Source organism: Amphritea balenae (assembly GCF_003858655.1).
In the GTDB taxonomy this organism is placed as follows: domain Bacteria; phylum Pseudomonadota; class Gammaproteobacteria; order Pseudomonadales; family Balneatricaceae; genus Amphritea; species Amphritea balenae.
In genome coordinates, this window is sequence record NZ_RQXV01000014.1 from 89,726 (window position 1) to 108,747 (window position 19,022).

The following is a 19,022-nucleotide window of genomic DNA, read 5'->3' on the forward strand; positions in this document are numbered from 1 at the left end:
CTAGCAAGCTTAGCTCTGACAAGTGCTTGATTATCAAAAACAGGTCCGCATAATAACGACGCTTAAATACAGTCAGTACGCCTCAATTTACTGTAAACCGACGCACTCAATGCCGAGCATGTCGCAATCAGAATCATCAATATGAATTGCTCTTCTTTAATATGCCCTATATGCAGCGGTAAGTTCTGGCATTTACCGGTCTGCTTTGTAACAGAAGACTGACTCATAATAAAAACAATGGAGTAACCCTATGTACGACAATACTCAAAGTGGCTCAGGCACAACGGCCACTTCGAATGGGAGTTCAGAATATACCACCGACTATAAAGCCGGTCAGGATAACGTACAGGTCATGGGGATGGATGTCCTCAACCCCGTATTCGGAACCAGCGCATTTGCTATCATCGCATTTGTTGTACTGGCTCTGATCTTCCCTGCTGATGCTAAAGAGATGCTGGTTGGCGCCCGTACCTGGTCGATTGAGACCTTTGACTGGCTGTTTATGATCGGCGGCAACCTGTTTGTTCTGTTCTGTATCGCTCTGATTTTTTTACCGGTAGGCAAAATCCGTCTGGGTGGCAAAACAGCCACACCTGATTTCAGCAGAATGTCCTGGTTCTCAATGCTATTTGCCGCAGGTATGGGTATCGGTCTGATGTTCTGGAGTGTTGCAGAACCCGTCGCTTACTATACCGACTGGTGGGGTACCCCATTAAATGCTGCTGCTAACACACCCGAAGGTGCATCTGCAGCGATGGGCGCAACCATGTTCCACTGGGGACTGCATCCCTGGGCTATCTATGGTGTAGTTGCTCTGGCGCTGGCTTTCTTTACCTATAACAAAGGCCTGCCGCTGACCATTCGTTCCGCTTTCTACCCATTATTAGGTGAACGTGTCTGGGGCCCTATCGGTCATGTTATCGATATTGTAGCGGTACTGGCTACTATCTTCGGTCTTGCGACATCTCTGGGCCTGGGAGCTTCCCAGGCAGCTGCGGGTCTTAATTTCCTGTTTGGTGTCGATAATAATATTTCCACTCAGGTTGCTATCATCATCGCAGTCTCTGCCATTGCGATACTATCGGTAATCCGCGGCCTGGAAGGCGGCGTTAAAGTGCTGAGTAACATCAACATGTGCATTGCAGGCATTTTGCTACTGTTCGTAATCGTTGCCGGCTCTATTACCGCTTTCTTTGGTAACTTTGTTGGTACTGTTAGCAGCTACGCCGGCGATATTATCCCGCTAAGTAACTGGATTGGCCGCGAAGATGAAAAATTCTATACCGGCTGGACCGTATTCTACTGGGCCTGGTGGGTATCCTGGTCTCCATTTGTAGGCATGTTTATCGCCCGTATTTCCAAAGGTCGTACGGTACGTGAATTCATGACCGCCGTACTGCTGATTCCTACCATTGTTTCAGCCGTTTGGATGGCCGCTTTTGGTGGCAGCGCTCTGGACCAGATTCAGAATGGCATTGGTGAACTAACTAACGGTGTTGGTGATGTTTCTCTGACCATGTTCCACATGTTAGAAAACCTGCCTCTGACCGAACTGACCTCAATCCTGGCGATTGTGTTGGTCCTGGTGTTCTTTATCACTTCGTCTGATTCCGGTTCACTGGTAATCGATTCCATTACTGCCGGTGGTAAAGTTGACGCGCCTGTACCTCAGCGCATCTTCTGGGCAGTACTTCAGGGAACTATTGCCGGCGTGCTGCTGTACGGTGGTGGCTCAGAAGCGCTGACAGCACTTCAGGCTGGTGCCATTACAACTGGCTTACCATTTACTGTGGTACTGATATTTATGTGCCTGAGTCTGTATAAAGGCCTCAAGTCTGAAGTTCAGTAAGATTCTCATTCGATAGTTGCTTCAGCAATATAAAAAGCCGGCTTATTTAGCCGGCTTTTTTGTACCTCCATAAAAAATGCAGGAACTATGCAATGGAAGAATATATGACTAAACGAACAGATTAACAGGCACTGGAAACGCTCACTGTTTCCACTTCCGCATCTACCTCCCCAACAGGCAGAGCCAAGTCTTGGTTATGCAACAGCTCTGTACCAAACCAGGCCAGATCATCATGCAGCTGCACCACCTCTCCGACAATAATCAGTGCGGGAGCAGCCAACTGAGCATATTCCTGCTTTTGAGGCAGATCATGCAGAGTCCCGGTCAATACCCGCTGCTCAGGGCTTGTGCCCTGAGAAACAATAGCAGCGGGCGTAGCAGAAGGCTTGCCATGAGCGATCAGTTGCTCAAACAGTTTGTCTATATTCTGTAAGCCCATATAAAAAACAACGGTCTGATTCGGCTGCACTAACTGAGCAAAATTAAGATCGCTGGTATGATTTTTCAGTTGCCCGGTCACCAGGGTAACCGACTGAGCATAATCACGATGTGTTAACGGAATACCCGCATAAGTCGAACAGGCACTGGCCGCAGTAATCCCCGGCACAACCTAATAGGGAATTTTCTGCTGCTGTAGCGCCATAAGCTCTTCCCCGCCCCGGCCAAAAACAAACGGGTCTCCCCCCTTCAGGCGCAGCACTCGTTTACCTTGCAGTGCATGCTTAATCATCAGTTCGTTAATAGCTTGTTGCGCAAGCCGATGATTACCACAGCGCTTACCCACATCGATCTTCTCTATATCAGGAGCACACAATGCCAGTACTTGCGTTGAAATCAACTGATCATAAAGCACGACATCAGCCTGTTGCATCAGCCGCAACGCTTTAAAGGTAAGCAGTTCGGGGTCTCCCGGCCCTCCTCCTACAAGATAAACTTCGCCGGCATTTGAACCGGACTTATGAGCGGAACATTCCTGATTCAGGCATTTTCTCAACAGCGGAAGATAATCCAATTCGATCTCTCCTGATACTAATACAGCCCATCGTTCTGATTGAGTAGCCCGGATCTGTATATTAAGTTTTGGCCAAAGTCACTTCAGCACTGCAACCCAATCTGCCTGGCTCTACTAACGAAACCAACTAACAAAAAGGGCTAACAGTCTGTCCAGAATCTAGCAAAAAACAGAGCTTCCAAATATCCCGGGAGCGACTAGTCTGGTTCAATATCAGGAGCAAAACGACCGCTTCAGGAAAGGTCAAATATCCAGCGATAAGTTTGTCGGCCTGGCGCCAGAAAATGACGCTTTAGAACAGAACTGTGTCGCTAAGAGGTCAGCTCCGCAACAGCTGCAAAACCATACTGTTTGAAAGCTTAGCCATGTCAGGCTGTTGTAAAAAGACATCAGGTCATCAGCCTGAAAATACCGGAGTACAGATAATGAGCGATACAGAAGCCCCAGTCAGATCACGCCGTAGTCGTCGTGGACGCGCAGGCCGGCAGGCTGCCGGAACCCAGGCCGCTGACACTAGCGTACCTTATATCACCCGCAACATTCCTTATTATGAAGTACTGGATGATGATGGCCTGAGTCTGATCGAAAATAATGCTGAAACTATTCTTGAAGAAGTCGGCATTGAATTTCGTGATGATGAAGAAGCCCTGCAGATCTGGCGTGACGCCGGTGCCGACGTACAAGGCCAGCTGGTTAAATTCCCCCGTGGTATGTGTCGTTCTCTTATTCAGACATCTGCGCCTCGTGAATACACCCAACACGCCCGCAACCCTGCCAGAAATGTCCGTATCGGTGGTAAAAACACAGTATTTGTTCCGGCATACGGCTGTCCATTCGTGTATGACATGGATAAAGGGCGTCGTTATGCGACCATCGAAGATTTTCAGAACTTCGTAAAACTGGCTTACATGTCGCCTAGCCTTCACCACTCTGGCGGCACCATCTGTGAACCGGTCGACTTGCCGGTAAACAAGCGTCACTTCGACATGCTTTACGCGCATATGAAGTACTCTGATAAAGCTTTCATGGGCTCGGTAACCGCACCTGAACGGGCTGAAGATACCGTAGAAATGTGTAAGATCCTGTTCGGCGATAACTATATCGATGAGGAAACAGGCAAACCAAAGACCATCGTGACCAGCCTTATCAACGCTAACTCACCGATGACTTTTGACGATACCATGCTGGGTGCCGCAAAAGTTTATGCCCGTAACAACCAGGCTTGCGTCGTCACCCCCTTCATTCTGGCTGGCGCTATGTCACCGGTAACGGTAGCCGGTACTGCAGCACAGTCCCTGGCAGAAGCGATGGCAGGCATGGCCTTCGTACAGTTGGTCAATCCCGGCGCACCAGTCGTTATGGGTAGCTTTGCCAGCTCCATCTCTATGCAATCAGGCGCACCAACCTTCGGCACCCCTGAGCCGGCGCTGGTACTTTATATCATGGCTAATCTGGCACGCCGTCTTGGCGTACCCTTCCGTTCAGGTGGAGGCTTCTGCGCCGCTAAGGTACCTGACGCTCAAGCTGCCGGTGAAGCTGTCAGCACACTGATTCCAACAGCTCTGGCTGGGGTTAATTTTGCTCTGCATACGGCCGGCTGGCAGGAAGGCGGACTGGTAATGGGCTATGAAAAATTCGTCATGGACGCTGACAATGCCGGCATGATGGAGACCTTGCTAAAAGGTGTTGATCTGTCCGAAAACGGCCAGGCCATGGATGCAATTAAAGAGGTAGGCCCGGGTAATCACTTCCTCGGCTGCGCCCACACTCAGGCTAACTTCAAGACAGCATTCTATCGTTCACCTCTGGCGGACAATAACAGCTTCGAACAGTGGGAATCCGAAGGCAGTAAAAGCCAGGAACAACGGGCTAACGCTCACTGGAAGAAGATGCTTTCTGAGTATCAGGCACCAGAACTGGATCCTGCCATTGATCAGGCACTCCTCGATTACATGGAGCAACGTAAAGCATCCTTCCCGGACTCAAATATCTCCTAATTTACAACTATTACTATTTACACTGCGAAGGCTATACTGCCTTCGTGGTGCTATAACAATAACAATGATTACTAACTGTCTATGCTGTCAAAAACTGAGGAAAAGTAGTTTGGTTTTAAGCTGAATTTTCCACATTTTTTACAGGTAGGTTCGCTGTGCAGATTCTACGGATGAGAGCCATAACTTCCTGACAACAGAAGTTAAAATACAAGCCAGCGCACTATAATTACAAAAAATTATGAGCTCTTTCATTACAGCTGAGTATGTATTGATTGAGTGCAGTAATATTATTCCGATGAGGAAGACATGACACCTCAGCAGCAAACACCCGCACCGACTAGAATCGGCTTTCTCCTAGTGGAAAAATTTTCAATGATTGCGGTAAGTTCCGCCATTGAACCACTGCGTATGGCCAATCGACTAGCCGACCAGGCCCTGTATGAATGGCCGGTTATCACAATGGATGGCGAACCGGTATATGCCAGCAACGATCTGACAATCCCGCCAGGCTATTCCATTAACAACATGCCACCGGTAGATATTCTTTTTGTCTGCTCCGGCGTGGATGTATCCGGTGTTTTTTCAAAAGAGATGGAAAAATTTCTCTGTAAGCAGGATCGCCAAAAAGTTAAGCTCGGCGGCTTATGCACTGGCACTTACCTACTCGCCCGCTCAGGCCTGATGGACGGTTACAAATGCACAGTACATTGGGAAAACATGGCCAGCATGCGCGAACAGTTTCCCAAGATACAACTCAGTGATGAGCTTTATGAGATAGATCGAAACCGCTATACCTGTGCCGGCGGTAACGCTCCCATGGATATGATGCTCAACCTGATCACCGAAACTAACAGCGGCAAGCTCTCCGCCAATATTTCTGAACAGTTTATGTGTGACCGTATTCGTGGACGCCATGACCGTCAGCGTATGCCACTGCAACTACATCTGGGCTCTGGCCAGCCAAAACTGATTGAAGCGGTCACCCTGATGGAAGCAAATATTGAAGAACCAATGAGTGTTGATGAGTTATCTCAACTGGTCGGTGTATCCCGTCGTCAGTTGGAAAGGTTATTTCAGAAACATCTGAGTTGCGTTCCCACACGTTACTATATGAATTTGCGTCTCAACTGTGCCCGTCGGCTGCTTTTACAAACCGACAAATCCGTTGTTGACGTATCCCTGGCCTGCGGTTTTGTCTCGGCACCCCACTTCAGTAAATGCTACCGCGATTATTTTGGCTTACCCCCCCGGGATGAACGCAAACTCAAAACGCCGGTTTCGTAATAACAGCAACAAACAAGACCCAGGCAAACGATAGTACTGGATGCATTAATTAAAAAAAAACCGGGCAATAGCCCGGTTTTTTTATATGCAGTGCTAAGGAAGGTGCGAACAAGCCCCTTACGCCTCTGGCTTTCAGAGAGATTGAAGATCAAGGCAACAATTACAGGCATACTGGTTGTACGTCGAAAATTGTTAACACCGAGATTCAGTCTCTCTGAAAGCCCCCCTTCTTTTAAAAAGAGGGGGCGGGCTCTATAACGGTCACCTGCTTTGTCAGATAGTTTGAAAAGGTCCAGACATTTCACTGCACTATCTTTCGCGCACTTGACCGTTCTATAGCCCGCAGAGAAAATAAAGGACTTATTCGCACCTTCCCAAAAACTATGACGCCTTGCGAACTCTACGGCGACGTCGACCTGTACCACCACTAGCATTAACCACACGACGTTCTGGCAGCTGAACCTCTTTAGCCAGCTCTATAAACTGGTCGGTAAGATGCGGAAACGCCATCGACTTAACAAAATGATCCTGAAATTTTGCCTCGGTAGCCGTTTCAATTTTCTCTACCCGACGTAATACCTGTTCAATCTCATTTCGTTTAGAACGATCTAACAAGGCTATTCTGGCCCCCGTCCCTGCTGCATTACCAACCGGCCCTACATTGGCCAGATTACAGTCCGGTATTAAACCCAGCACCATCGCATACTTAACATCGATATGGCTACCAAATGCACCCGCCAGGGATATCCGGTCAACCTTAGTAATACCCAGATGATCAAGTAGCAACTGAGTTCCCGCATACAGCGCAGACTTTGCCAGCTGAATAGCGCGCACATCATTCTGTGTGATCTGGAGGGTTTTATCACCCTCATACAGCACATATGAGAAGGTTCGTTCGTTAGCGATAACCCGGGGACTTTTCTCAGCCATTGCCGGATCAATAACACCATCTGAATCGATCACACCGGCCAGGAATAGCTCAGCTAATACTTCGATAATTCCTGAACCGCAAACGCCGCTGATGCCTATTTTGCGAGTGTGCTCTGCAAAACCGGGGTCATCAGACCAAAGGTCACAACCTATTACCTTGAAACGCGGCTCCAGTGTTTCAGGGTCAACGCGCACTCTTTCGATCGCGCCGGTTGCTGCTCGCTGGCCACAGCTGATCTGCGCACCTTCAAAAGCCGGACCGGTCGGACTGGACGCAGCCAACAAGCGATCTTTGTTGCCTAATACCACTTCAGCATTGGTACCGACATCGACAATCAATGTAATCTCATCCGCCTGATCAGGCCGTTCAGCAAGAATGACTCCGGCTGTATCAGCACCAATATGCCCGGCAATACAAGGCAAGACGAAGCATCGCGCCTGAGGATGCAGATGGATATCAAGCTCAGCAGAACGCACTGTCACCGGACGATCTGTGGCCAGTGCAAATGGAGCCGAGCCCAATGGCGTTGGATCAATACCCAGAAACAGGTGATGCATAATCGGGTTACACACCACGGTCAGCTCTAGAATATCAGCCAGTTTGATACCCGCTTTCTCTGCAGCGTCTTTCGCCATCTCATTAAAGGCCTGACGCACCGCCTGAGTCATTTCACGATCACCACCGTCATTCATCATGACGTATGAGACCCGACTCATCAGATCTTCACCAAAGCGAATCTGAGGGTTCATAACCGATGAACTGGAAACAACGTCACGACTGGTCAGATCACACAGATGCGCAGCAACCGTCGTTGAGCCCAGGTCTACCGCCAGACCATAAACCCGCTCTTTAACGCCCGGCCATACCGCCATAATCTGGTTCTGATCTTCAGTATCATGGTATACAGCAACCGTTATCTGCCGCTCAGCCCTGTCTAATGCCGGCTGTAAGGCCTGCAGCACAGACAGATCGGTACTGATCGCCTGCACATGATGTTGATCCAGTAAAATCTGCTGCACCCGACGCAGATCAGACTGCGGTTCATCCATATTCGGCGGCGGTACCTGCACAGTGAATAGCTTCACAGCCGGATCATGATCAATCTCAACAGCCGTCGCTTCTTTAACTATATGTTGTTTATGTATCTGGCTGTCGGAGGGAACATCGACAACCATATCACCCAGGATCTGGGCCGAGCATCCCAGGCGACGTCCGTGCCTGAGTACCTCATTATTTTTCCCTTCTTCCCGCTCTGTCGGAGGCGAAAGGTGCTCAGCCAGGGAGTTGATCCCATGTTTGGGAAACTCCCCGACACTATGCATAACCTGACAACGGCCACAGATTCCGCGACCACCGCAACTGGATTCCAGGTCTACACCTAACTGCTGTGCCGCCTGCAATACTGAAGTACCTAGCGGGAATTCACCCCGTAGACCGGTTGGTGTAAAAACGACTGTAGCCGTATCAGACATACATTCTCCTTAAGCTGTGCGACGACGGCGACCACTGGTACGACGACCACGGGCACCTTCAGCACCTTCTGCAGGCGCTTCACGGAAACGCTGGATCCAGTTCATGCAATCCGGGTCACGCCCCATCATCACGTCAGCACCTAGTGTCGCTGCGATAACTTCTTTATGTAGTGGGTTAGCGATGGCAGAACTCATACCTGCAGCGATAGCCATACTCAGGAACGCGCCGTTAACACCATCACGGTTAGGCAGACCAAAACTGATATTAGAAGCACCACAAGTAGTGTTAACTTTCAGTTCGGTACGCAAACGATGAATCAGTTTCAATACCTGAACACCGGCAGTGTTCACCGCACCAATCGGCATTACCAAAGGATCGACTACAACGTCACAGGCCGGAATTCCGTAGTCAGAGGCGCGCTGAACGATCTTCTTTGCCACTTCAAAACGGACATCCGGGTCCTGAGAAATACCAGTCTCATCATTAGAGATAGCAACAACCGCCGCGCCATATTTCTTAACCAGCGGCAATACCTGCTCCATCTGCTCATCTTCGCCGGTTACTGAGTTAACCAGCGCTTTACCCTGATACACTTCAAGACCTGCCTCAAGCGCAGCAACGATAGAAGAATCGATACATAAAGGGATATCACTGAAGCCCTGAATCAACTGAATAACTTCAGCCAGAATTCGCGGTTCGTCCGCCAGGGGAATACCGGCATTCACATCAAGTATATGTGCACCCGCTTCGATCTGAGCCCGGGCATCCGCTTCAACGCGGCTATAATCGCCCTCTTTCATCTCAGCAGCCAGAACCTTACGTCCGGTAGGATTGATACGCTCTCCGATAATGGTAAACGGACGCTCAAAGCCGATGATGGCTTCTTTAGTAGCTGAGCTGATAATAGTATCGGTCATGATTATGCTCTCTCTTTGAGTAACTCTTCGTCGCGTCCCGGATACCAGGGCACACGCCCATCCAGTACACCCGAACGATCAATAATTTCAGCTACCGCCTCTTCCTGACGATAAGCCATCACATGCACCCCACTCACTCCTTCGATCTCACGAAGCTCCTGAATCAGGTCTATACAGATCTGCTGGCCCTCTTTTTTCTGATCTTTAGCACCAGCCAGACGATTAATTACTTCATCCGGGATATGAATTCCCGGTACGTTATTACGGATCCAGGTCGCTGTTCTGGCGGAAGCCATTGGCCCCACACCCGGCAACACAAAAACCTTTTCAAGCAAGCCCAGATCTCTTGAACGGGCCATAAACTCTTTGAACCGAGGAATATCAAAGCAGTAGTTGGTCTGAATAAATTGTGCACCGGCGGCAATTTTTTTCGCCATACGGTGAGGGCGAAAATCATAGGGTGGCGCAAACGGATTAGATGCAGCCCCCAGAAACACTTTAGGTGCATCAGTGATGGTACGACCACTGAGAAACTCATGCTTATCACGCATGCCTCGTACCGTTTCCAGCAGAGACATACAGTCAAGATCAAATACCGGCTTAGCTTCAGGATGATCCCCCGCCTGCACACCGTCACCGGTCAGACAGAGCATATTGGTAACGCCCATCGCGGCACCGCCCAACACATCCCCCTGAATAGCGATGCGGTTCTTATCACGACAGGAGATCTGCATGACCGGGGAATAACCCACCCGGGTCAGTAAGGCACACATACCTACACTGGACATATGGCAGTTAGCACCGGAACCATCGGTGGCATTCATACCATCGACATAACCATCAAATACCCGGGCACGGTCGTAAACATCTTCAGGATTAGCTGAATCCGGCGGCGCCAATTCAGAAGTAACCGCGAAATGACCGGCCCGAAGTACCCGCTCCAACCGCCCCTGCGAGGAATGATCCGGCAGATGTGGAAACGGATCGCCCGCATTAGGTTCATCATGAAAAATCACTGCGATTTCTCCCTGGTCTGCTCTTTATTTTTCGAGATCTGACGCACGACACGCAACCAGGAAGAACTCCCTTGCTGACTAAAATCAACCGGTTTTTGTACTGCAAAAATACGATCACCATTCTTCATCTTCTGGCTACCTTTCCAGCCTTCCACCCAGACACAGCGGCGATCGGCGTACACTTCGCAATTACCGTTAAGTCGTACACCGCCACAAGGACCGTTACGCAGATTTTTCGGGCAATTCATAGAACAGGACATACCGGTGGAACTCAGAGCACACTGGCCACACATTTTGCAATCAAAGAGCAACCCTTTGCAGGCTTGTTCAATCTTGCTCATCGGCTTTTCAGCACGCTGATAACCGATCTTGTTCCATACCGGATGCAACTTAACCAGCACCGGTTCAAACATGTTGTAGATACGCTCAAATGCGCCAGCATGGCGTACTACCCAAAGACGAACGGAATACACAAACACCTCCCGCCACGATCGCTTTAACCGTGGGATATGCAAATCAAATCAGTTACTTCAGCTCTACCGCGATTCTGCGGTTAAAGGATTCAAGCGCGGCACCCAGATCACCACTACCGCCAGCGTAATGCTCAAAGGTCAGGTTAAGCCGATCAGCGGCTGCCTGAGCCTGACGCTTCAACCCCTCATCATCGCTCTGCGAGATATACAGCAGCTTGCGATAATGCCCAAAATACATAGGTTCCAGTTCAGGCTTTTTATCCAACCCTAGCCCCCGAATAACCAGACGATCAAAATGTCGCACCAGAAAGTCCGTCAGGTAAAAAGTACCGATCTCATCTTCATGAAACTGGTTAAAACGCTCGCCACCGCTAAAAAACTCATAGCAATGAGCACCCGGTATCCGCTCTATACCTTCTTCTTCCAGCATGGCATCCAACAAACCACCGGTACCGCAATCGCCATAAGCAACAAACACTTGTTGTCCTTTGGCTTTGGCCGCATCGATATGCTGTTTAACCGCCGCTGGAATTTTTTCCGGAAAGTTATGTAACTCTGCACTGATACTTTGCGTCTGCAGGTGAGTCCAGCCGTTAGCTCGGGAGATCGCAGTGATCTCCCGCAACAACGCCGAACAGGTAATCACTACCGCCGAAGCATCCGTTCGCTGATCCGAAAATTCACGAATAGACTGAGGCACTTTGCAGGCCCGTTTACGAGACCGCTCAGCCTGAGGCTCTGAATGTACATCTAACTGCATTTCGGATGCTCCAATATCTATCCAGAGATCAGGCAGCTCGCTTCTGAGCAACCATCTCTTTAGCCATATCAACAGCTACAGCCGCATCACGGCAGTAACCATCTGCACCGACTGCATCACCAAACTCTTCATTCAAAGGTGCACCACCAACCAGTACGATGAAATCATCACGAATACCTTTTTCTTTCATGGTATCGATCACAACTTTCATATACGGCATGGTAGTGGTAAGCAGTGCCGACATACCTAAAATGTCTGGCTTATGCTCTTCCAGTGCTTCGAGGTAATCCTCAACTGGAATATTGATACCAATATCGATAACTTCAAAACCGGCACCTTCCATCATCATCGCTACCAGGTTCTTACCGATATCGTGGATATCACCTTTCACTGTACCGATAACCATTTTACCGACTGACTCTGCACCGGTTTCAGCCAGCAGAGGACGAAGAATCTCCATTCCTCCTTTCATTGCATTCGCTGCGGAAAGTACTTCGGGAACAAACAGAATACCGTCACGGAAATCCACACCCACAATTGCCATACCGGCCACTAGAGCTTCGTTCAGTACTCTGGACGGTGACCAGTCCCGCTCAAGCAGGATATTTGTTCCTTCCATAATTTCTTCACGTAAACCGTTGTATAAGTCGTCGAACATCTGCTCAACAAGCTCATCATCGGGAAGAGTGGTCAGATCAAGCTCTTCTTCGTCATACAACTCTTCAACATCAGACATCTGCATAAACCCCAGTAGTTATTCAAACCTGTCCGTCTCGGGGGACGGAATGTTGCTTTAGATTATGGCCAGAGCGCTATCCGTTCTGATATTTGTGCGACCCGAAGTTACTGGAAAGCGACACCCAAAAATAGCCCGTCGCGAGTTGTAAAGTGCAGGTCGCGCGGGAGCATGCCCGGATGCCGTTCAGGCCTACCCTGTATAGCTGAAAAATAGAGATCTGAAGAGGCGTCGTTACTGGATAACTTTGTGAGCAAAAACTCATTGCGCAAAACTCGAATTAAAATGACCGTGATAGAAAGCACAACATTTTCAGCGCGATAGATTTCGAAGCACTTATACAAAGCCAGGCTGACCTGCGCAACTTTTGGCTTAATCAAAAAAAGCCATGATCAGACAATTAACACCAGTAACCAGAAAGGGCCTTACAAAGATGGCACAACTCATTGATGGCAAAGCGTTTGCTGCCAGTCTCCGTAACGATATTGCAGAGGAAGTAGCCAAACTACACCAGCAGGGAATTACACCTGGCCTGGCAGTAATACTGGTAGGTGAAGACCCTGCCAGCCAGGTTTACGTGCGCAATAAGGGTAAGCAAACGATCGAAGTAGGCATGTCATCTTTTGTTCATAAGCTGCCCGAAAGTACTTCTCAGACAGACCTGTTGGCATTGATAAACAAACTAAATAATGACAACAGCGTGCAAGGTATTTTGGTACAGATTCCGCTACCGGATCATATCGATGCTGATACTGTCATTAACGCCATTGATCCCCGTAAAGATGTAGATGGCTTTCATCCGGTTAATGTGGGTCGGTTTTCTACCGGTGGCAACGGTACTATCCCCTGCACGCCACTCGGCTGCCTGATGCTGCTCAAAGACCAACTTGGCGACCTGAGTGGCGCCCGCGCACTGGTTTTGGGTCGATCTAATATTGTCGGAAAACCGATGAGCACCCTACTATTGAATGAAAACTGCACCGTCACCACCGCCCACTCCCGCACTAAAGATCTACAAGAAGAGTGTCGCCGGGCAGACATCCTGATCGTTGCTGTCGGCCGTCCGGAGATGGTCAAAGGAAGCTGGATTAAACCCGGCGCTACAGTGATTGACGTAGGCATCAATCGTATCGAGCAGGATAGCGGCAAAGCCCGCTTAGTCGGTGATGTTCAGTTTTCCAGCGCAGCTGAAGTGGCAGGTGCCATTACTCCGGTGCCGGGTGGTGTTGGGCCAATGACCATCGCCTGCCTGCTGCTAAACACACTCACTGCCGCACTACGGCAGAATGATCTGCCGATCCCAACCTGGATACCGACTCAGAACTAAACAGTCAAAAGTCAGGTGAGCCTGATAATAAAGCCGGGCAGTATTACTCAATACCTACCCGGCTTCTGGCCTTTAAATATATTGCTTAAATTACCGAATCGCATGCTATCGAAATAGCCGCTGATGCAGAAAAATCTTAGAGTTCAATCTACCAGAAGTTACCAAACGAGCGTTGAACATGCCTGAATCAGGCATCTAGCTTGCTAATAAAATCAGCAGCCTCTTGTCGGGTAAAAAATCGACCCAGACGGACAAACCCAGAGACAATCGCACAGCGGATTTCCTCAACATGACCTGCCAGATTTCTCCTTATGATCCATTCATCCGGTAAACCATCCAACATATGAAACGGTGCCTGGCGCCCATCAGGATAACGAGAAAGCTCAATTCGTCCGGATACAGGGTCCATAAATGCAGGAATAAAACCAGCAGATACATTTCCCACACTGACACCACCACTGCCTTGAAACTTTTTATTTTCGGCAGCCAAACGGCTTTGGTTAGTTTGTTGGTAAGATCTTTGGTTAGCTAGTCTGGTCATTTTGATCACCTATCGGCTTAGCATCAGCATTCCCTTATCGTTATTGCACCCTTACTATTGCATCCCTTAATGAATCAAACGTGAATCGTTTCACTCATATAAAACATTGCAAACTACAGACCAACAACAAATTACAGCGATTTATACCGCTCTATCATTTTGTTTTAAAAGTTGAAATAGAAAAATTGAAGTTATACTTTTCATTTTGATTACACCAAATATCAGCCCGAAATTATTTTTTTGATGCACTCAATCTGACGCAAGATGCTATTTTAATCATTTGATCAAAACACCTGAAACAGCTCATTTACCATCAGCTACGACCAGGATATTTGGTCTCTCTAAACTTCTGCTGCTAGTCTGACCTGTAATGTATCGCGATAAGGACTCAGGTAATGGCACTTTCAACTGCAGGCGCAACACCTCCTTTTCCCACCGTTATACTGTTTGACTGGCACGGCACCCTGGTCGATACCCACGATGCGATGTATCAGGCGATAGAAGAGATGCTGGCACAGCTGGACGAACTCGATCTGATGCGGCATATCCTGCCGGAGGGACAGGCTAAGACAGAGGAGGATGAGAAGCTAATCCGCTATATCCGGATCTTCCGCCACCTACACCCCAAAGTACTGGCCGAGCAACGCATCTCCCGCACCGATATTTTTGACGTCCTGTTTGGCGATAACGATCTCGCCAACGCCATTGCCCACCGCGCTTATGATCGCTGCTATCACAATCATTACGGCAGCGTAGCGCCATTTCAGGACGGCATGCATGACTATCTCTGCTACCTGAAAAAACTGGGTATCAAAATAGGGGTAGTGACTAATCGCAGTGGTGAATTTCTCGCTCCAGAGCTGGCAAAGGTTGATAATGGTCGCTGGCAAAATCTATTTGATTTCACCCTGGGCGGAGACGAAGCGCCACGCTATAAGCCCGCCCCCCATGGTTTACTTCATGCGATAGAGCGACTCGGCGAAACCGCTGATACAAGGGTCTGGTATGTTGGTGACAGCCTGACGGACATGATTACCGCCAGCAAAGCCAATATCACCTCAGTATTTTACAACGGTGCCCTGTGGGACGATAACTGGTTTGAATATGTTTTTTCAGCCGCAGACCATGCTGACCATTCACCTACCGCTATTGCTAATAGTTTTGATCAGCTGATCGATCTGGTAGAAACCGCCGGAAGTGCCTGTTCTGAGCAACCAATAGCGACAAACCTTCTCAATCAAAGACCTGCCCGATTACCCCCTCTCACACCGCCACCACCCCGCGAAGAGCCCGACTGGCACCCTGCGGTTGCAAACCTGACCTACCCAAGAATTGTACTGTTCGACTGGCACGCCACTCTGGTAGACACCCTGGATGCGATGTACCACGCAGTGGATGACATGTTAAAAGATCTGCGGGAAATGGGCTTACTGGATCACCTGGTTCCTTCCGCTTCATGCAAATCACCCGATGATTCAAGACTGGTAGAATATGTCCGTGAAAACCTCAGCCTGCACCCCAAAATAAAACTGGATCGCAAGATATCCCGTACCGATATCTTCGAAATCCTGTTTGCCGATAATCAGGAGGCTAAGCAGATTGCGCACCAGGGATTTAATCGCCACTACCGCAATTACTACGGTACTGCCCTGCCCTTTGAACCCAAAGTGAAGCAAGTGTTACAGGGCTTGCGCCAACTAGGCCTGACCGTTGGCGTAATCACCAACCGCGACCGGGAGTTCTTCAGCCACGAGCTTGCCACCATCGAGGGCACCGGCTGGAACGAGCTATTTGATACCGAAATTTGTGGTGACGATACTGAACGCCGTAAACCCCATGCCGATCAGATCTATAAAGCTGCGGATAATCTTGGCTCTGGCATAGGGAGAGATATCTGGTATGTGGGCGACAGTACTACCGATGTCATTGCCGCAAAAAGTGCTGGAATTACCAGCGTGTTCTTTAACGGTGCCCTGTGGGACCAACCCTGGCTGAATACAATATTTCCTGGATCGGAACGATATCCGCACAAACCGGATGTTGTGGTTAATGACTTTTCTGAGTTTTGGGCGCTGGTATTAGCCTGCCGTAATATCCAGCGCAAGTAAGGTTGACGCAGTAGCAATTGAGAAAACGTAACCTCGATAAACCGACAGCATGATAGCTGCAACCAACCTTTTCGAAACTAGCCTTCTGCTACCCCCGCATCAGCAAAGGTTGCCATACCATTATGCAGATCGCAGGCAACCCGCAGCATAGGTACTGCTGTCGCGGCGCCACTCCCTTCACCCAGTCGCATCCCCATATCCAGTAATGGCTCTGCATCCAGCGCTTCCAACATCGCCTTATGCCCAGGCTCGGCTGAACGATGTGAAAAGATCAGCCAGTCTTTCACGCCAGGCTGCAACTTAACCGCCACTAATGCTGCGGCGGTGGTGATATATCCATCCACCAGCACCGGTAAACCTTGTTGTGCGCAACTGATATAGGCCCCGGTTAACGCGGCTATCTCGAAGCCTCCCAGACAACGCAACACTTTTAAGGGTTCAGACTCGAGCCCCTCATAACGCTGCAATGCTTGTTGCAGAACTTGTGCTTTATGGGACACACCCTCAGCATCTAAGCCGGTTCCAGGACCGGCCAGATCGACAGGATCAGCCCCAAGTAACGCGCAGGCGATCGCAGCTGCCGGCGTGGTATTGCCGATACCCATATCACCACCAATAAACAGATCCGCGGCCATCTCCTTTGCCTGTAGCACCGCTTCTCGTCCGGCATTCATGGCAATAGCTAACTGTTCTGATGTCATCGCATCCTGCTTATGCAGGTTGCCAGTGCCATGGCCAGCACGACGGCTAATCACACCGGGCATTGTCCCCGGATCGGTCACAGTGCCTACATCAACCACCTGCAGGCTTGCCCCCAGCGTCTTAGCCAATACACTAATGGCAGCACCACCAGCGGAAAAATTTGCCACCATTTGTACCGTCACTTCCTGTGGGAAAGCGGACACACCCGCAGCAACTACACCGTGATCAGCAGCAAAGATAGTGATATTGATCTTTTCTGCCGAAGGCTTTTCACTACCTTGCATTGCACTCAGGCGCACTGCCACATCTTCCAACCGACCCAATGATCCGGGCGGTTTTGTCAGTTGCATCTGGCGCTCCAGCGCGGCTGACTGCAGGGCTACATCAGGTACTTTAAGGGTATTACTCAGCCACTCAATGGTCACAACTTTTCACCTTTTAAGGTATGCGGTAAGCCCGCAACAGTTAATACTACGCGATCACAGACCGCTGCCACATTCTGATGAAGCAGACCGGATTCATCCTGAAACTGTCGGGTCATTTCACCCATAGGAACAATGCCTAAACCCACTTCATTACTCACCATAATTATCTCGCCGGGCAACTCGGGTAAGGTCTTCAGCAAAGCATCCATTTCTACCTGAAAATGCCGGCCTTCATCCATAAACATGATGTTTGTCAGCCACAGCGTCAGGCAATCAACTAATATACATAGCCCCTCGCGGGCCTGCTGCTTCAGAGTCGCAGCCAGATGCACCGGCTCCTCAGTCAGCAACCAGTGATCAGGGCGCCGTTGCCGGTGCTTTGCAATACGTTCTGCCATCTCGCCATCACCACTTGTAGCTGTGGCGATGTAAAGCACCTGACTATCAGATTCCGTCGCTAGTCTTTCCGCTATTGCACTCTTACCGGAACGGGCTCCGCCAAGGATCAATTGTTTCATTTAAGATTCCCAAACTTACTGAGGTAAGCCTCGCTAACAGGCCAGGTAATGAAAGTTACACTATCTATCAGTTTCATTGCGCCAACCATTATAAGAACATCCTCAGCATAGAAAAGGGCTTATTCAGCCCAGTACTTAACTTGTATCAAAGCCAACAACATATATCTTTCACCCGCATCGAAAGAAGCCAGAACGCGCATCAAAATGCCGAAACTTTTTCGACTGACAGATCAGGAGGCGATGGTTGGTTAAAAAATGGCGCGCGGATCTTATGCTCTGGAAAAACCTTTACAACAGCCGGCAGCTGCTCCAACTCAGTTAACAGTGCCTGCAAATGCGGCAAACAGATCAGTACATCCGGGCTTAAAGCCCGCCCCCGGGGATACAGCTGCGACCAGCGACACAATATCCCCAGATAAAAGTCCAGAACAGTCAGTTGCTCTCCCATCAACCAGGGGCCAGAACTGTTTTTTGCCAGCTCGTCCTCCAGTAAAGACAGATGCCCGGCAACACGTTCACGGGTCTTTTCTAATAGCGGGCCAACCGCTGATTCATCTACAACATGGCGATCCGGGTAGAACTGCACCCTTAGATCCGCATGCAGGGTATTTGAAAGGTAAAATAGCCACTGAAGAAAGCGGGGGCGCTCTGGCATCGCAGACGCTAAAGGCGCAAGTTTCTGGTACTTATCCGCCAAATAAAGAACGATCGCTGCAGTTTCGAAAACCGGCTGATCACCATCGACTAATACCGGCACCAACCCCTGAGGATTCAATGTACTGAGAAACTGATCTGAACGATGCTCTTTAACACTCCAATCGACCCATTTCAGCTCATAGCTCAATTCATCCGGTCCGACCAAATGAGCCAAATGCTCCAGTACCATGTGAACAATAATATTTGCGCTATCCGGCGCTCCATAAAGGCTATAGCTCATGATTAAACATCCGCAT

General features: G+C 49.4%; 15 protein-coding genes and 1 pseudogene. 5 read left to right on the forward strand and 11 right to left on the reverse strand.

Translation table 11 applies throughout. The features are described from left to right. Nucleotides 1–250: 250 nt before the first annotated feature. Nucleotides 251–1,849 (forward strand): BCCT family transporter, encoded by a 1,599-nt coding sequence (locus EHS89_RS19275; RefSeq protein ID WP_124927805.1) that lies wholly within the window; start codon nt 251–253, stop codon nt 1,847–1,849. 121 nt (nt 1,850–1,970) lie between these two features. On the opposite strand, the pseudogene cobA reads toward EHS89_RS19275, so the two are convergent. Further along, nucleotides 1,971–2,861 (reverse strand): annotated as a pseudogene (cobA, locus tag EHS89_RS19280) (uroporphyrinogen-III C-methyltransferase). A 425-nt stretch (nt 2,862–3,286) separates the two neighbouring features. Here cobA and EHS89_RS19285 point away from each other — a divergent pair. Next, nucleotides 3,287–4,858, forward strand: a complete 1,572-nt coding sequence (locus tag EHS89_RS19285; protein ID WP_124927806.1) for a trimethylamine methyltransferase family protein — start codon at nt 3,287–3,289, stop codon at nt 4,856–4,858. A 306-nt stretch (nt 4,859–5,164) separates the two neighbouring features. Beyond that, entirely contained in the window at nt 5,165–6,142 is a 978-nt protein-coding gene (locus EHS89_RS19290) for a GlxA family transcriptional regulator (RefSeq protein WP_124927807.1), read from the forward strand. A 381-nt stretch (nt 6,143–6,523) separates the two neighbouring features. Here EHS89_RS19290 and EHS89_RS19295 read toward each other — a convergent pair whose 3' ends face one another. The 6 genes from EHS89_RS19295 to EHS89_RS19320 are packed head-to-tail and all read right to left on the reverse strand — an operon-like array spanning nt 6,524 to nt 12,448. Then, nucleotides 6,524–8,545, reverse strand: a complete 2,022-nt coding sequence (locus EHS89_RS19295; protein WP_124927808.1) for an ASKHA domain-containing protein — start codon at nt 8,543–8,545, stop codon at nt 6,524–6,526. Between the two features lie 9 nt (nt 8,546–8,554). Beyond that, nucleotides 8,555–9,463 carry a dihydropteroate synthase gene (locus EHS89_RS19300; RefSeq protein WP_124927809.1) on the reverse strand — a complete coding sequence of 303 codons (909 nt, stop codon included), beginning with the start codon at nt 9,461–9,463 and terminating at the stop codon, nt 8,555–8,557. Nucleotides 9,464–9,465: 2 nt separating this feature from the next. Then, nucleotides 9,466–10,479, reverse strand: coding sequence for a methylenetetrahydrofolate reductase (locus tag EHS89_RS19305; RefSeq protein WP_124927810.1), 1,014 nt, complete (start codon nt 10,477–10,479; stop codon nt 9,466–9,468). Next, nucleotides 10,476–10,952, reverse strand: coding sequence for a methylenetetrahydrofolate reductase C-terminal domain-containing protein (locus tag EHS89_RS19310; RefSeq protein WP_211340374.1), 477 nt, complete (start codon nt 10,950–10,952; stop codon nt 10,476–10,478). The genes EHS89_RS19305 and EHS89_RS19310 overlap by 4 nt, the downstream gene beginning before the upstream one ends. Before the next feature lie 52 nt (nt 10,953–11,004). Next, the gene (locus EHS89_RS19315) at nt 11,005–11,712 is read right to left on the reverse strand and encodes a DUF1638 domain-containing protein (protein ID WP_124927811.1); all 708 of its coding nucleotides are present in this window, start codon (nt 11,710–11,712) and stop codon (nt 11,005–11,007) included. 28 nt (nt 11,713–11,740) lie between these two features. After that, a complete protein-coding gene (locus EHS89_RS19320) occupies nt 11,741–12,448 on the reverse strand; it encodes a corrinoid protein (protein ID WP_211340375.1) in 708 nt (235 codons plus the stop codon). A gap of 433 nt (nt 12,449–12,881) precedes the next feature. Between EHS89_RS19320 and folD the strand changes: the two genes are divergently transcribed. Then, a complete protein-coding gene (folD, locus tag EHS89_RS19325) occupies nt 12,882–13,775 on the forward strand; it encodes a bifunctional methylenetetrahydrofolate dehydrogenase/methenyltetrahydrofolate cyclohydrolase FolD (protein ID WP_124927812.1) in 894 nt (297 codons plus the stop codon). 187 nt (nt 13,776–13,962) lie between these two features. Here the strand turns inward: folD and EHS89_RS19330 are convergent, their stop codons facing one another. Further along, on the reverse strand, nt 13,963–14,316 hold the full coding sequence (locus EHS89_RS19330; protein ID WP_124927813.1) for a hypothetical protein: 354 nt from the start codon (nt 14,314–14,316) through the stop codon (nt 13,963–13,965). A gap of 395 nt (nt 14,317–14,711) precedes the next feature. Here EHS89_RS19330 and EHS89_RS19335 point away from each other — a divergent pair, with 395 nt between their 5' ends. Beyond that, nucleotides 14,712–16,424, forward strand: coding sequence for an HAD family hydrolase (locus EHS89_RS19335; RefSeq protein WP_124927814.1), 1,713 nt, complete (start codon nt 14,712–14,714; stop codon nt 16,422–16,424). Between the two features lie 77 nt (nt 16,425–16,501). Here EHS89_RS19335 and cobT read toward each other — a convergent pair whose 3' ends face one another. The 3 genes from cobT to EHS89_RS19350 form a co-directional block, all read right to left on the reverse strand. Next, nucleotides 16,502–17,551, reverse strand: a complete 1,050-nt coding sequence (gene cobT / locus EHS89_RS19340; RefSeq protein WP_229753623.1) for a nicotinate-nucleotide--dimethylbenzimidazole phosphoribosyltransferase — start codon at nt 17,549–17,551, stop codon at nt 16,502–16,504. Then, nucleotides 17,548–18,069, reverse strand: a complete 522-nt coding sequence (gene cobU, locus EHS89_RS19345; protein WP_124927815.1) for a bifunctional adenosylcobinamide kinase/adenosylcobinamide-phosphate guanylyltransferase — start codon at nt 18,067–18,069, stop codon at nt 17,548–17,550. The genes cobT and cobU overlap by 4 nt, the downstream gene beginning before the upstream one ends. 199 nt (nt 18,070–18,268) lie before the next feature. Then, on the reverse strand, nt 18,269–19,006 hold the full coding sequence (locus EHS89_RS19350) for a glutathione S-transferase family protein (protein ID WP_124927816.1): 738 nt from the start codon (nt 19,004–19,006) through the stop codon (nt 18,269–18,271). Nucleotides 19,007–19,022 lie beyond the last annotated feature (16 nt).

Excerpts from the sequence above, each read along its gene's own strand:
- EHS89_RS19275 (WP_124927805.1), top strand. The coding sequence starts at position 251 with ATGTACGACAATACTCAAAGTGGCTCAGGCACAACGGCCACTTCGAAT.
- EHS89_RS19285 (WP_124927806.1), top strand. The coding sequence starts at position 3,287 with ATGAGCGATACAGAAGCCCCAGTCAGATCACGCCGTAGTCGTCGTGGA.
- EHS89_RS19290 (WP_124927807.1), top strand. The coding sequence starts at position 5,165 with ATGACACCTCAGCAGCAAACACCCGCACCGACTAGAATCGGCTTTCTC.
- EHS89_RS19295 (WP_124927808.1), bottom strand. The coding sequence starts at position 8,545 with ATGTCTGATACGGCTACAGTCGTTTTTACACCAACCGGTCTACGGGGT.
- EHS89_RS19300 (WP_124927809.1), bottom strand. The coding sequence starts at position 9,463 with ATGACCGATACTATTATCAGCTCAGCTACTAAAGAAGCCATCATCGGC.
- EHS89_RS19315 (WP_124927811.1), bottom strand. The coding sequence starts at position 11,712 with ATGCAGTTAGATGTACATTCAGAGCCTCAGGCTGAGCGGTCTCGTAAA.
- EHS89_RS19320 (WP_211340375.1), bottom strand. The coding sequence starts at position 12,448 with ATGTCTGATGTTGAAGAGTTGTATGACGAAGAAGAGCTTGATCTGACC.
- folD (WP_124927812.1), top strand. The coding sequence starts at position 12,882 with ATGGCACAACTCATTGATGGCAAAGCGTTTGCTGCCAGTCTCCGTAAC.
- EHS89_RS19330 (WP_124927813.1), bottom strand. The coding sequence starts at position 14,316 with ATGACCAGACTAGCTAACCAAAGATCTTACCAACAAACTAACCAAAGC.
- EHS89_RS19335 (WP_124927814.1), top strand. The coding sequence starts at position 14,712 with ATGGCACTTTCAACTGCAGGCGCAACACCTCCTTTTCCCACCGTTATA.
- cobU (WP_124927815.1), bottom strand. The coding sequence starts at position 18,069 with ATGAAACAATTGATCCTTGGCGGAGCCCGTTCCGGTAAGAGTGCAATA.
- EHS89_RS19350 (WP_124927816.1), bottom strand. The coding sequence starts at position 19,006 with ATGAGCTATAGCCTTTATGGAGCGCCGGATAGCGCAAATATTATTGTT.